Here is a 14,711-nt window from a genome sequence, read left to right as displayed (position 1 = left end):
TACTCAGAGAGCAATTTTTATTTTGAAAGTACTCCTTTTCCGCCGATGTTAATATCGCCAATTAACTTTCGGCGGATAACTTTTTCAACTCATTCGGTTTCTTCTGATTTATCGGATAGTAAATGCTGGATACCTCACCTTTAATGATGACCATATAACTCTTCTATATCCTTGAACTGGCGCTTCTGGTCGTCGCGGCGAGTTCGTAGAAATCCAGTTCCCTGCCGATTTCTGACAGTGCTATTCTTTCAGGATCTCTGACTTTCAGACAACTTTTTCATCTATATCTTTACGAAAAACTCCGGTTTTTCGGTATTCTGATCGTTAGCCTTTAATATATCTTTGTACATTTGTGTGTTGCAAGCCCGGATAGCCTAGATGGTTGGGGCGCCAGACTCATAGGGACAATTATATGAGGCGTCTTTAATCTCCTGAGATATCTGGAGGTCGCGTGTTCGAGTCACGCTCCGGGCACCTAATTTTTTTGCTCATAGCATTCTTAACTCATTTTTTATGCATCTTCAGTTTTCGTGATAATGTTCTCGTTCTTTGAAACTGTGTTACCTGAGGTTCATTATTTTTCAAGGTAGTAACGAAATAGTAAGAGCCTATCCGAAAAATCAAAAATGGAACGTTTTAACGGTTAAAATTCAGATATAATAAAGTCTTAGCTTCCCTGTTTTTGATTCTAAATAATAGTGTCATGACAATTTAATTATGATCCGCTAATTTATATACAACACTTCTTCAGTAGTTTTTTTCTTAATTATACTGATTCATAACTAAATTGCTTAGATGCTAGTATACTTGAGTGTTGTAATACAATTTCTTACTTGTGTATTACGTAAAAATAGAAAGGTGGTCTATTTTTAAGGGTTCTATTGTGGGCTATCTAGAAAATAAGGCAGTGTCTCAAATTTGCTGTAAATTTGAAGTCAAATTTTTGCGTACTATGCCGATAATTGATCTGCCAATATGGAATTTTCTACTTAATACCTTCTTGAGATTCATGATTTTACAGAAAAATTGGCACACTGCCGAAAATAATGTATAACATAATATCCTTATTTAAAATACTTATTAATGTTCAAGTTATGAAGTTCTATGCAAATATACTTTGTTAATAATTCTGGATATATTAGTTATGAGTTAATAAAACTCAAAATTGAAGCTCACTATTCAAAAGACAAATCAGACTCTCGATAATGAAAAAAGTATGAAACTTTTATTGACGGAAAAGTAAAATTGGTTTTTATGAGCTTAGAATCTATAATTTACGCCAAAAGGGAAGTTTAATATGAATTCTGAGAAGATAAAGTCTGAAATATCATCGAAGATAAAAAAGATCGAATCTGAATTGCCATTGAATATAATTATTTATTTATCCGTTTTTTTGATTACATTGGCAGTAGTCATACAAAACAAAATAAACATAGAAAATTCTAATTTAGATCACCTTGTAGGTAACTTATATCCCTTAGGAGTATTTGCACTCATTTCTCTTGCTTCCTTATTATGTGGTTTATTGGTAGGTTTCGTCTTTGGGCTACCACGTGTCATATCAGAGAATACCTCAATTTATTCTAATATGTATGGGGATAATTCAAATCTTGATCAAATCTCCGACTGGTTATTAAAAATCCTAATTGGTGTTGGACTAGCCCAGTTAAGTAAATTACCAGGTATCTTAAGTAAATTCGAAGATTTTATTGAAGGCACATTAAATTTTCATGGTAGTGGTATAGTTGGAGTTTTACTACTAATTATTTTCTCAGTTAGTGGTTTTCTCGGTGGTTATCTTTACACAAGGCGCTATGTAGCGCTTATGTTTATGGAAGGATTATCAAAACAGCACAATATTGAAGAATCAATGGATAATGATAAAGAAGAAATTAAAAATAAAACTAAAGAAATGGTGTCTGAAAATAGAAAGATAATTGAAAGCATACAAAATAATCAAGAAAATTTTTGTAAATGGATGGAAAAAATCACAAAACAAATGAACTTATTTGAAGAAAACCAAAAAAAATTTAATACACTGAATGCGATGGACTCTTCATTGCAAGCAGTATTAGATTATACGTATCCTGTAGATGGAAAAGAGTGTTTAGAGCAGGTAAAAAAATTGAAAAGTGAAATTAAAAGCCCATTCAAAGAGGTATCAACAAAAGATCCTTTAATTCAAGATTCTTCAAATACCTGCCCAAATACAGAAGTTGAGTCCAAACTCCAAATGAAAATGATAAATAACAAAAATGAAATTACAGAATACACAAATAAACTTTCTAATGAAAACAAAGAAATAATGAAAAACATAGAAAATAACCAGAAAAAATTTGCCATCTGGATGGGTACATTTGAAGACCGCCTAAAAGCGATAACAAATAACCAGGTATACATAAATAATTTTTGTATGATAAATAAACAACGGAATTCAAATGCTGGAGAAAATTAAGGCTGCTTCTCTTGAAAGGGATGGAATTCTTAGCGTGTTCAAATACAAAGTCGGGAAGTAAAAACCGGTTTTGCTCATAATCTCTGAGGATATGGTCCCGGAATGGAAACCTCACAAAGTGGGCACAAAATGTTGAAAATTCAGACTTTCATTCCTGCTATAGGACAGGTGAGACGGCATGGCTGGAAAAGGGTGATATTTTTCCGGAATGTAAAGTGCTATCTGAATAGTATCTGAAGAGGTATAAAAAAATCCCTACTTTTGAATCATTTACTTTAAGCAATTTACTTTTAAAAACACTTGATACATATATCTACTTTTAAAAAACACTTATTTAAATTGTTTGCTTTTAACAATCTTAGCAGCTTCTCTTTATTGACGTGTTGTTTCTTTAGCTATATACATAACCTTACTATGTATACTCTATTTCTGTATAATCTACAACTGAGTTAATTAAAAAAGAAGCCTTTGGGGAAACCTTAGTTCTCATAAATCTGAATTTCTGTCCAATCATGCTTTTATGTATTCTTTTATTAATTACTTATTTATACTTTTGAATATATCTTCATACACTGAACACAGGGGGAAATTATGGAAACCATTTATGATATTCTTAAAGAAGAGCATGAGCAGATGTCTGACCTTCTCCGGCAAGCATTGCAGGATGGCTCAAAGGTAAGTTTTTTTAAAGTAAAGCTTAAAGCTGATCCTCATATGATGGGAGAAGAGAGAATCTTCTATCCTGTGCTTGAAGAAATAAATGAATTACGTGAGCTTATGAGTCAAGCTCATAAGGAACACGATGAGACAAAAACCCTGATCTTTGAAATAGAAGGAATGGACGAAATAAATGAAAAATGGACCTCTAAAATCAATGAACTGAAACAAAGCATAGAGCATCACATTGAAGAAGAGGAAAGTAAGGTTTTTGAAAAAGCCCGAAATATCCTGAGCCAGGAGAAGGCAGAAGAGATGGCTCAACAATACATTGAGTTCAAAAGGAGTTACATGAACAGAATAGAGACTGGGGGACCCTTTGTATAAGTAAAGATCAGATATTGTACTTGAGGCCGATTTCTTGTTAATTTGTTCTCTTTTTTTATCTTTTTTGCTTGTCTGATATCTCTTTAACCGTTTTTCTTTATTTCTTATATTCCTTACTCGCCTGATCTCTTAATAATTATTTTTTATTTATCATGAAAGTTCTTTCAAGTACTTTCGTTTTTTGTGCCTGCTATTTGGAAAATTTCATGTGCGTTTATCATGAAAGTTCTTTCAAGTACTTTCATTTCTTTGCACCTGTTATTCGAAGAATTTCATGTGTGTTTTTTATCCTACTTACTTTTCTAATCTCTTATTAATTAGTTATTTTGTTCTTTACTCGAAGGTGATTAATATAGTATTTACCGAATTATCTTGTGACTGTTGCAACAGAGTTTTGCGGAAAAAAAATACCTTTCAGAAAACTAGTTTTATATACTTTTATATCGTATTTTCACTGTAACTCTATGTTTTTCTATAATTCGATAACTGATCCTATATACCATAATTAGACATAGCTATCATGTTTTGTTTCTATTTTTAGTGTTCTATTTCCAAGATACCTTTATATATTACTTTTCTCTATATAGTTCCTTTAATAATTATTAGAATGCCCTAGGGGGTTTATTCATCACCAAAGATAAAAGAAAAGTTCAGTTTACCGGAAATTCAACCTATATTGTGTCCCTCCCCATAAAATGGGTCCGAGATATAGGGCTTGAGGCCGGAGACACCCTTACACTCACACCCATGCCTAATAAAACTCTGCTTGTTTCTTCCAGTGCGGTTTCAAAGGAGCACTCCACCCTTAATGCAACTATCGATTATATTCACTCCGACAGTGCAGAAAATAATCTCAGGATTCTTATTTCTCATTATCTTGTGGGCTATGATGTTATCAGACTGACTACCAAAAAAGGTTTTAGTGCCTATGATCGCAAGTTCATCAAAGATTCCGTGCGTCAGAAGCTGATAGGGCTTGAACTTATAGAAGAGTCTAGGAACGAGCTGGTCTTCCAGTGCCTTCTGAACTACAATGACCTTCCACTTACCAGAGTAATTAGAAACATGTATGGACTTGTGCTTTCCATGCTTGAAGACTCCATGACTGCTCTCAGGGACCATAATGTGGAAATTGCTGAAGATGTCGTTCAGAGAGATGACGATGTGGATCGCTTTTATCTTCTTGCTGTCCGCCAGCTCAAGGCTTCAATTGAAGATATCGAGCTCTCTGAAAAGATTGGAATCAGGCATCCCAGAGAATGTTTGGGATACAGACTTATTACGAAAAGTATCGAGCGTGTAGGAGATCACGCTGTAAAGATAGCAAAAAGTGTCATGAAAATGGACTCCGGAGTCAATGCTGATGACCCTATCTTTAAGATGGCTGACCTCTCCTGCAAGGTTTTTGAAAGCTCAATAGACTCAATGGCCGAGGAAGATCCACAGGCTATTAATAAAATCGTCGTAGAAGCGAAGAAAGCTTCCCAGTTCGGGGTTTCTCTGGAACCACAGAACTGCGAAGGGCCAGGTAATATTGAACTTAGCATGATCCTGGAAAGCCTTAGACGGGTCTCGGAATACAGTGCTGACATTGCAGAAGTTGCAATCAATATGAACATTAAGCGGGTCTGACCCTCAAAGGTTTGGACTTCTATTTCTTTTTTCATATAACTTATATACTCTATTTTGTGCTCAGCGGCCTTTAATGGTGCAATCTTAAAGGCACTATATGTAATTTTTTTGATCAAATAAGCAATTTCAGATTTTTTTGCATTTAACGCATTTTTGTCAATTTTGACAAAAGCTCAATTCTGATTATTATGTGCTTGTTAACTATTTTTCTAACTGGGAAATTCATAGGAAAATCAGAGTTCTGAGCTTAGGAATCACAGCTGAAATAAAAAATTCATTATGTCTAGCTGGACATATCGGTATTATATAATAAGTCGTTTGTTAAAATATAGCTAGGATATTAACTCATATAATAAACCAAAAATAAAAATGGAACTTCGTTCGATCACTGAAAAATTGACCAAAAGAACGCGAGTCCATGCTTTCATCTAAAGATAATGAAGGAATTCAGATTAATTCTCAACTTAACTAGAAGCCTGAATTTGGAACTCAAATAACTGCTATATAGAAAACGATTTTGATATTTCACAAAAGTGACCCCGCTTACTGAACTTGATTAATCCCAGATGAGGAATTCCCATGAAAATAAAAGTCAATCTCATATCCGGAAGAACTGCCAAACAGGGTGCAAATCTGGAAGCAAAGACATATAAAGCTTATTTTGAAGCCTGCAGTTACTGCGAGCTTAACGCAGTAGACCTTGAAAAATTGGGGGCATCCGAAGGAAACAGCCTGAAAGTCACATCCGAGTTTGGAGACGTTGTGGTATTTGCAAAAGCAAACGATGGAAACCCAAAAGGGCTTGCTTTTATTCCGATGGGCCCCTGGGCAAACGCAGTGCTAAATCCTGATACTCACGGTTGCGGAATGCCCGGTTTAAAAGGTGTGCCTGCAGAAATTGAAATTACGGATAAAATGCCCCTGGACATGAAGTCCCTGATGAAGAAGTATCTGGAAAACTAAAGTCCAGAAAACAAGTAGTTCACATTTTCACTCAAATCCGGAGAAACTTGAAAAATTCGGAGGAAAAATATGCCCATAATCAAAGACGCAGTATGTTCTCTTTGCGGATGTCTCTGCGATGATATATCAGTCACAGTTGAGGATAACAAAATAACGGGTGTAAGGAATGCCTGCATTCTCGGCCACAGTAAGACCGTTGGAGTACAGACTCATGATCGAATCAAAACACCCATGATTAGAAAAGACGGGGAACTCGTCGAAGTAACATACGAGGAGGCAATCGATACTGCTGCAAGGATCCTGGCAAACTCAAGAAGGACTCTTTCTTACGGTTGGTGCTCCACCTCCTGCGAAGCGATAAGCAAAGCGATCCAGTTAGCTGAGGAGACCGGGTCCGTGATTGACTCGACTGCTAATGTTTGCCACGGCCCTTCAGCCCTTGCTACTCAGGAAAAAGGAAACCCGGGAGCAACTCTTGGAGAGATCAAAAACAGATCAGACCTGATTATCTTCTGGGGCTGCAACCCCATACATGCCCATCCTCGCCACATGACTCGTTACTCAAGTTTTTCCAGGGGCTTTTTTACTCCAAATGGGCGAAAAGACCGGAAGATGGTGGTAATCGACGTGCGAAAAACCGATACTGCAAAACGTGCCGATAAATATATTGAAATAGAACAGGGTTCGGACCTTCTGCTGGTAACAGCACTTCGCTCAGCAATCAATGGGCATGAAACTGCTATTCCGAAAAACGTGGCCGGGGTTTCAAAAACCGAAATTCTAGAACTTGCCGAACTCATGAAAAACTCCAGTTTTGTCTCCATTTTATTCGGCATGGGCATAACACAATCCCGTTCCAAATACAAGAATGGTGATGCAGTATCCTCCCTTATCTCAGACCTGACCCAGCACACAAAAGCTATCATGATGGGAATGAGAGGTCATTATAACGTATCAGGTTTCGGGGAAGTCGCAACCTGGGAGACCGGTTATCCGATGGCAATTGACTTTTCAAAAGGTTATCCCTACTACAATCCTGGAGAGACGGGGGCAAACGACGTTCTTGTCAGAGAAGAGGTTGATGCGGCAATTGTCGGAGCTGCGGACCCAGGAGCACACTTCCCACAAAAGGCAGTCCGGCACCTTGCCAGGATTCCCCTGATTCAAATCGACCCTTATCCAAACCCAACAACTGAACTTGCCGATGTAGTGATCCCTGCAGCAGTCGTGGGTATTGAAGCCGAAGGCACAGCCTACCGTATGGATGCAATCCCAATCAGGATGAAGAAACTTATCGATACCAGGTTCAAAACCGATGAAGAGATCTTAAAGGACCTGATTGCAAAAGTAAGAGAACTGAAGCGAGGTGAAGGAACATGTCAGAGTTATTGATTGAAAACGCAGTTGTCTGCGACCCGATTCAGGGAATAAACTGTGAAAAAATGGACCTGTGCATAAAAGACGGCAAGATCGTAGAAAGCGTTTCCTCAAATGCAAAGGTTATCGATGCTGAAGGCAGACTCACGATGGCAGGAGGCTTTGACGGGCATACTCACAGCGCTGGCAAAATCAATGTGGGGCGATCGATGAACCCTAACGATGCCAGAAGAAATCTGGTCCCGGGCCTCTCAGGGTTTGAGCCCCACACTGAAAAGACCAGGGCTCAGGTAGGGTACAACACCCCAAACACTTATGCAATCGGGTACAGGTATGCAAAACTGGGTTACACCACTATATGCGAGGCTGCAATGCCTCCTCTTACAGCAAGGCATACCCACGAGGAATTCAAGGAAATCCCAATTCTGGACAAAATGGGGCTCACTCTCTTTGGGAGCAACTGGCAGGTTATGGAATATATCCGAGACAAAGAGCCCGAAAAACTTGCAGCTTACATTGCCTGGGGTCTGAAAGCCTCTAGAGGTTACGGCATAAAGATTGTAAATGCAGGTGGCGGAGAGGCATGGGGCTGGGGCAAGAATGTTAGCGGGCTCTATGACCCCGTGCCTAATTTTGACGTAACCCCTGCAGAAATTCTGCTGGGCCTGGGAGAGGCAAATGAAAAACTGGGTCTTCCTCATTCAGTTCATGTCCACTGTAACAATCTGGGGCACCCTGGAAATTATAAGACTACCATCGAGACCATGAAGCTTTTTGAAAAAGTGAAACCCAGGCGTAACAGGCAGAGTCTGCACGTAACTCATGTCCAGTTTAATGCCTATGCTGGCACTTCCTGGCGTGACTTTGAGACCGGGGCTCCAATGATTGCAGACTACGTGAACGGAGTTAATCACCTGACCTTTGATCTCGGTCAGCTCATTTTCGGGCCTGCCGTTACCATGACTGCCGACGGCCCGGTTGAATACGCAAACTCAAGGATGTTAAAGGAGAAATGGAGCAACCAGGATGTGGAGCTGGAAGACGCATCCGGAGTGGTGCCACTTGTATATTCCCCAAAGAGCTTTGTAAATGCAGTCCAGTGGGCAATAGGGATTGAACTGGCCCTGCTCGTAAAAGATCCGTGGAAGGTCATGTTCACAACGGATAGCCCTAACGGAGGATCTTTTGTTAACTATCCTGAAGCATACACCTACCTTATGAGTGAAAAGAAGAGGCAGGAGATCATTTCGGGATTCCCGGAGATGGCTCTTGGCAGAATGGTTTTGCCTGGCCTCGATAGGGAACTAAGTTTTTATGAACTGGCAACCATGACCAGAGGCACTCAGTCCAGGATTTATAGCAGGCCTGAGAAAGGAAACCTTGCAGTAGGAGCTGATGCAGACATTGCCATATATGACATTTTACCGGATGCAATTGATCCCTCCGTAGAGCATGAAAAAGTAAAGAAAGCCTTCAGTGCTACAGCTTACACCATTAAGGGAGGAACCATCGTTGTCAAGGACGGAAATATTGAAAACACACCCATGGGGAGGACTTACTGGGTAAATGCAAAGGTTCCGTCAGATATTGAAAGCGCAATGCATGAAGACCTTGACGTGAAGTTCCAGAAATATTATACTGTGAGCAAGTCCAACTACATGGTAGAGGATGCATACGTCCCAAAACCTGTTGAAATCGCAACGGAGGGATTCTAAAATGCAGATAATTACTCTCTCCTTAAAAGCACAGAATAAAATCCCTATCGTAGCTGATACCGTAAACCCGGACAACTTTGCCGGAAAAACGGAGGACGAAATCAAAGCTGTCCAGGTTTGGTATGGAAATATGCAGTGCCTTCTTAGCGAGCTATTCAATGTAAAAGTTGAAGGCAAGGACAGCGCAGAAAACACAAAAATTGTGATCAATGGTGATGTCTCCAGAGTAAAGCGCATTGGACAGGGTATGAGCACCGGGGAAATCGAAATTAATGGGAATGTGGATATGCACTGTGGCTCTAATATGAAAGGCGGAAAGATCACGATCAACGGAGATGCCGATAGCTGGCTAGGCTGTGAAATGAAAGGGGGAGAAATCATCCTTAATGGAAACGGCGGCTATTATGTAGGCGGCGGCTACCGGGGAGAAGCCTGTGGCATGAAGGGAGGTAAAATCACAGTCAACGGAAATGTCAGGGACTTTCTGGGAGAACACATGTGCGGAGGAGAAATCCATGTACTGGGCAATGCTGGGCTCCTTCCAGCAATCCTGAACAACGGTGGGACGATCATCATCGAAGGCAGCACCGAAATGCCTGCAAGCGAAATGAAAAAAGGCACTGTCATCATAAGAGGCAAAGTGAAGGATTTGCTGCCCTCCTATGTAGAGGAAGGGACCGAAGAAGTGGATGGCGTTCTCTACCAGCGGTTCGCAGGAGATGTCAACGTCAGCGGCAAAGGCGTACTCCTTATGAAACAATGTGAGAGTCATTAAATAGAATGAAATTTAGAGAAAGAAAGGCGCGTGAAGAACGCGCTTATTTTTATTTGTCAGTTAGGTTATGAAGATTAGCTGGTTTAAATTTACCAGCTTTTGATACAACGTTCACTCAGTTTTTATTTATTGGCATAAAAAGTGCTTTCAAGTACTTTCCATTATTTGTGCCTGTTATTCTATAAATCTCACGTTCTTTTTCTTAGCACGAAAGTCATGTTAATCTGCAAGTACTTTCATTTGTTTGTACCGCTTATTCAAAGAACATCATATCCTTTTTTCACACAAATCCCTTTTTCACACAAATCCTTTTTTCACACAAATCCCTTTTTTACACAAATGCCTTCCTAAACTGATACGTCCCGAGAAGTACCATAACTCCGGCCCCGATGACCAGGCTTATAAGCCCGTGAACAGGTATTCCTCCTTCAAACAGAGTTCTTGTACTGTCTATTGCATAACTTACCGGATTAAGCCTGGCCAAAAACCTCAACCATTCAGGCATGACGTCATAGGGCATGAGCGCGCTGCTGGTGAAGAATAAAGGCATACTGATCATGCTGTTAACAGCTGCATAGCTGTCATGGTCACTTAAGTACAGTCCTATCATGGTTGAGAGAGCAGAAAAAAATACTGAAAATAAAAACAGTGTAAGATATATCAAAAATATATGCACAGGATTCAATATCCTTACCCCAAGAAGAGTAGCTATAAGGAGTATCACAGTTGCCTGCAGCAAGCCTCTTACACTGATAAAGAGGATTTTTCCGTACAGCATGCTTTCTCGTGGCGAGGGCATGGCCAGGAACTTATTAAGAAAGCCCAGTATCTTATCGAAAATCATAAGAGATCCTCCCTGCAGGGAAGAAAAAAGCATAGTCATGACAAGAATGCCAGGGGTTATATATTCAAGATAATTATCAGTGAACTTCGTAGGCAGGGCCAGCCCTACAAACACCAACCAGGCTGCAGGCATTACCAGGGAAGAAATAACGGTAACCCTTCCTCTTAGCCATTTTACAAGATCCCTCTCAAAATAGTAGTATACTGCTTTCATCATCTTCGCCTCAGAAGGTTTCTAAACTGGGTCGAATTAAACCCTACCTGCTCTTCAGGGGTTTTAACGTTTTCAAGAAAAACGTCATTAAGGGAGGCATGTTCCCCTATGGAACTTGTAAGATTTTCAGGAGAGCCGATAACTGCGATTCGCCCTTTATCGATAATAGCAACTCTGTTACAATATTTTTCTGCCTCTTCAAGGTAATGCGTAGTCATGAAGATGGTCATCCCTTCGGCCTTAAGCATCCTGATATGCTCCCATATCTTCTTTCTGCCGCTTACATCCAGTCCAAGAGTCGGCTCATCCAGAAATAGAACCTCAGGTTCGTGCACAAGTGCCTGGGCAAGTTCAAGGCGCCTTCTCATTCCTCCGGAGTATGTTGCCACAAGGTCGCCGGCACGATCTGAAAGCCCCATCATTTCAATCGCTTCATCTACCTTTGAATCCCTATCAGGGATACCGTAGAGTTTTGCATAAAGCATTACATTTTCCCTGCCTGTGAGTTTTCGGTCAACTGCCATATCCTGAGGGACATAACTTATCTTTGACCTTACTTTTTTTGACTCTTTTACTATATCGTATCCACAGACTTTTGCAGTACCGCTGCTGGGTTTTAGTAGAGTTGTAAGCATCATAACTGTTGTACTCTTGCCTGCCCCATTAGGGCCAAGAAGGCCAAAGATCTCGTTTTCAACTTCAAGATCCAGATTATCCACAGCAATCAGGTTTCCAAAGGATCGGGATAATTTTTTTATTTCTATCACAGGTATCCTCCTGCAATTGCGTAAACGGGCCTTAAGCCTGAAGTGTAATAAATCCCGCTTGTATACATATTGTAAATAAGCTTCATGATCACAATACTTATGGCTGCAAAAACACAGACTGCAACCATTATCTTATCACTGTCTGAAAACTCCAGCTTTTTCAGAGATGTCCTGTCAAGGTTTGCCCGAAAAGCCCTACTCTGAATTGAAACTGCAAGGGTTCCGGTTCTCCGTACACAGTTTGCAAGAGTAGGGGTTAATATATTGAGTAATGTTTTTACGATTCCTGACCCGAACTTTTTCGGATTAAATCCCCTGAGCCGCTGGACTGTTATCACGGTGGCTACTTCAGTGATTATTATTGGTAAAAATCTTACTGCTGTGATCACCATAAAAGCTACGCTGTAAGGAACCCTGAGTCCGACCAGCCCGTTTAACATATCTCTTGAGTCCGTGGTCCAGCACATCAACAGTCCAAGAGAAAGGATTGAAGCCGATCTAAGGCCCTGAACTGCGCCGTGATGGAGCCCTTCTTCATACACGAACAGCCCACCGCCTGTCAACCAGCCAAGAATCGGAAAATCAGGACTGATTATGGTAAAAATCACAGTTCTCGGGAGTTGAGAATAAAAGAGAGCCTGTGAGTAAATAGTTCCCCAGATCAAAAGTACGAGCAATATAACAAGTGTCTTGATCTTTATTGCCGGCATTCTTGCAAGTGCAAATCCTGAGAGTACGAGCAGAAACAACAATAACATCGTTTTCTGGTTATCCAGGGACACAGCGACAAAAACAGTGGAAATCAGGATAAGGATCTTAGCTCTTGGGTCCATCCTGTGAATAACTGTATCTTTAATTGTCGGTTCTGCAATTGATCTTGCACCTATCATGCTACCATCCCGTATCCCTTTAACATTTTATATCATCCAGCACACTTCAATGCCTTATATTATCCAGCACACTTCAATGCCTTATATTATCCAGCACACTTCAACACTTTATCCCTTCAACACTTCTGGAGGTCAGCGTTTTTACAAGTTCTTTAACTGAAAAGGCATTGACTCCCAGATAATTTGCAATCTCAACAACCGGGGGCTGGGTCAGCGAGGCTTTCCTGAGGCTTTCAGTATCTTTTATAACTTCTTTTCCTTTCCCGTCTGCTATTATCTGCCCATCATTCATCACGAGGATTCTTGTAGCATAAGACATGGCTACCTCAATGTCGTGTGTACAGAAAATCAGTGTCGAATTGTTATTTTTGAAAAAGTCCATCATCTGTTCTATATTCACTCTATCCTGCCCTGTTGTGGGTTCATCAAGAAGAATAAGTTCGGGAGTTATGGAAAGTACCGAGGCAACGGCTGTCCTGAGTCTTTGTCCACGGCTCAGGGCCTGTGGAAGGTCGTGCCTGAGAGGCAGAATTGACATGGCTTCAAGAGAGTTTCTTACCCTTTCCTCAATATTACTGTATTTTAATTGAACAGGTCCAAACCTTGCTTCTTCCTCAGCTGAATCACAGAAGAGCATAAGGTCAGGGTTCTGGAACACAAATCCTACCTTGCCTGCAAAGGAGTATGGATTCCTGGACTTTGTGTCCTCCCCAAAAACCTTCACATTTCCTTTATCTGGTTTGAGAATAGCTGCAAGGTGTAAAAGCAGGGTTGATTTTCCAGAGCCGTTTGTGCCCATAATCGCAACCCTCTCACCTTTACGGATTTCCAGATTTATTCCTTTCAATACCATCTTGTTTTTCTCATATCCTGACCATAGATCCTGAATGGAAATAATCGAAACATTATTTTCAGAAACATTGTTCTCAAAAGCATTATTTCCGTGAGCATTATTTCCATGAGCATTATTTCCATGAGTATTATTTCCGTGAGTATTATTTCCATGAGCATTATTTTCAACGGAAGTTTTTCTTGAACTGTTCTTGATTACAGTATTTTCTTCCGGATTTGAGGGGAGTTGAGATATCCTGGTATTTTCTTTAAAATTTTCTCTATCCAGTACGGCAAGAGCTCCGCTGACACTCAAAGGGCTGGCTTTGATTCCAAGTCTATGGCAAAGTTCTACGGGTTCTGGAATTCTTAGCCCAAGCCTGTAAAAGACTTCAAGATGATCAAAAGCTTTTGAGGCGGGTTGATCAAAGACTATTTTCCCGTCGTCCATTATGACAATTCTGTCTACAAAGGGTGCAAGCTCGTGCAGTCTATGTTCAACCAGCAGAATAGTCGTTTTCAGTTTCCTGTTGAGTTCTCTGACCGTATTCAGGACTTCATGCGTACCCATGGGGTCCATCTGGCTTACAGGTTCGTCCATAGCAAGGACTTCAGGCGCCATTGCAAGCATACTTGCAATGCAGATTCTCTGTTTCTGTCCTCCGGAAAGTGAGTTTGTGGAATCCAGCCTGTGGCCGGACATCCCTACGATTTGCAGGGCTTCTTTTACTTTTCTATCAATTTCTTCTCTCTCGAAGCAGAGGTTTTCAGGCCCAAAGGCTACTTCGTCTTCAACAGTTGTAGAAAAGATCTGGTCATCTGGGTTCTGAAACACAAGGCCTACTTCTTTCGAGATTTCCATCTGGTTTGATTCAGTGGTTTCCATCCCTTTGATTTTCACACTGCCTGAGAATATTCCCCCTGATTCATGAGGGATGATCCCATTTAAGGTTTTTAATAAAGTACTTTTTCCACATCCGGTAGGTCCTGTGAGGAGGACAAATTCTCCTTTTTCGACTTTAAGGTTAATTCCCTTTAAAGTCGGTTCCGATCTTCCTGGATAAGTGTACCATAAGTCTTTGATTTCTATCATTGTACCACGACTACAAACCTATTGTACCACGACCACAAACCTTTTCAAAAAAGGTTTACTTGCAAGCCTTTTGAGAAAAGGCTTGAGCGAAAACCCCTGGCAATGGCGCAAA

The 14,711-nt window shown here is 40.4% G+C and carries 11 protein-coding genes and 1 tRNA gene; 8 read left to right on the top strand and 4 right to left on the bottom strand.

All coding sequences use genetic code 11. The features are described from left to right. Positions 1–363: 363 nt before the first annotated feature. The 8 genes from FXW07_RS04075 to FXW07_RS04040 all read left to right on the top strand — a co-directional run bounded on the left by FXW07_RS04075 (position 364) and on the right by FXW07_RS04040 (position 9,961). Positions 364–474, top strand: a tRNA-Met gene (locus FXW07_RS04075). Between the two features lie 928 nt (positions 475–1,402). After that, entirely contained in the window at positions 1,403–2,455 is a 1,053-nt protein-coding gene (locus tag FXW07_RS04070; protein WP_229393955.1) for a hypothetical protein, read from the top strand. A 591-nt stretch (positions 2,456–3,046) separates the two neighbouring features. Next, positions 3,047–3,499, top strand: a complete 453-nt coding sequence (locus FXW07_RS04065) for a hemerythrin domain-containing protein (RefSeq protein WP_229393953.1) — start codon at positions 3,047–3,049, stop codon at positions 3,497–3,499. Between the two features lie 627 nt (positions 3,500–4,126). Next, the gene (locus FXW07_RS04060) at positions 4,127–5,131 is read left to right on the top strand and encodes a phosphate uptake regulator PhoU (protein ID WP_346655627.1); all 1,005 of its coding nucleotides are present in this window, start codon (positions 4,127–4,129) and stop codon (positions 5,129–5,131) included. Between the two features lie 579 nt (positions 5,132–5,710). Further along, on the top strand, positions 5,711–6,094 hold the full coding sequence (locus FXW07_RS04055) for a molybdopterin dinucleotide binding domain-containing protein (RefSeq protein WP_048117564.1): 384 nt from the start codon (positions 5,711–5,713) through the stop codon (positions 6,092–6,094). Positions 6,095–6,163: 69 nt separating this feature from the next. Continuing rightward, positions 6,164–7,486, top strand: coding sequence for a formylmethanofuran dehydrogenase subunit B (locus FXW07_RS04050; protein ID WP_048117567.1), 1,323 nt, complete (start codon positions 6,164–6,166; stop codon positions 7,484–7,486). Beyond that, positions 7,471–9,186, top strand: a complete 1,716-nt coding sequence (locus FXW07_RS04045; RefSeq protein WP_229393938.1) for a formylmethanofuran dehydrogenase subunit A — start codon at positions 7,471–7,473, stop codon at positions 9,184–9,186. Before FXW07_RS04050 ends, FXW07_RS04045 begins: the two co-directional genes overlap by 16 nt. A 1-nt stretch (position 9,187) precedes the next feature. After that, the gene (locus tag FXW07_RS04040) at positions 9,188–9,961 is read left to right on the top strand and encodes a formylmethanofuran dehydrogenase subunit C (RefSeq protein WP_229393933.1); all 774 of its coding nucleotides are present in this window, start codon (positions 9,188–9,190) and stop codon (positions 9,959–9,961) included. A gap of 331 nt (positions 9,962–10,292) precedes the next feature. On the opposite strand, the gene FXW07_RS04035 is transcribed toward FXW07_RS04040, so the two are convergent. The 4 genes from FXW07_RS04035 to FXW07_RS04020 form a co-directional block, all read right to left on the bottom strand. Continuing rightward, positions 10,293–11,021 carry an ABC transporter permease gene (locus FXW07_RS04035; protein WP_229393915.1) on the bottom strand — a complete coding sequence of 243 codons (729 nt, stop codon included), beginning with the start codon at positions 11,019–11,021 and terminating at the stop codon, positions 10,293–10,295. Then, entirely contained in the window at positions 11,018–11,785 is a 768-nt protein-coding gene (locus FXW07_RS04030) for an ATP-binding cassette domain-containing protein (protein WP_229393905.1), read from the bottom strand. The genes FXW07_RS04035 and FXW07_RS04030 overlap by 4 nt, the downstream gene beginning before the upstream one ends. Beyond that, complete coding sequence (locus FXW07_RS04025; RefSeq protein WP_229393891.1) at positions 11,782–12,675, bottom strand: energy-coupling factor transporter transmembrane component T; 894 nt, start codon at positions 12,673–12,675, stop codon at positions 11,782–11,784. Before FXW07_RS04025 ends, FXW07_RS04030 begins: the two co-directional genes overlap by 4 nt. A gap of 100 nt (positions 12,676–12,775) precedes the next feature. Then, on the bottom strand, positions 12,776–14,599 hold the full coding sequence (locus FXW07_RS04020; protein WP_229393875.1) for an energy-coupling factor transporter ATPase: 1,824 nt from the start codon (positions 14,597–14,599) through the stop codon (positions 12,776–12,778). Between the last annotated feature and the right edge of the window lie 112 nt (positions 14,600–14,711).

The sequence above is a fragment of the Methanosarcina sp. DH1 genome, from assembly GCF_020804205.1.
In the GTDB taxonomy this organism is placed as follows: domain Archaea; phylum Halobacteriota; class Methanosarcinia; order Methanosarcinales; family Methanosarcinaceae; genus Methanosarcina; species Methanosarcina vacuolata.
Note: the sequence above shows the minus strand (reverse complement) of the source record. Positions and strands in the feature narration are given on the sequence as shown.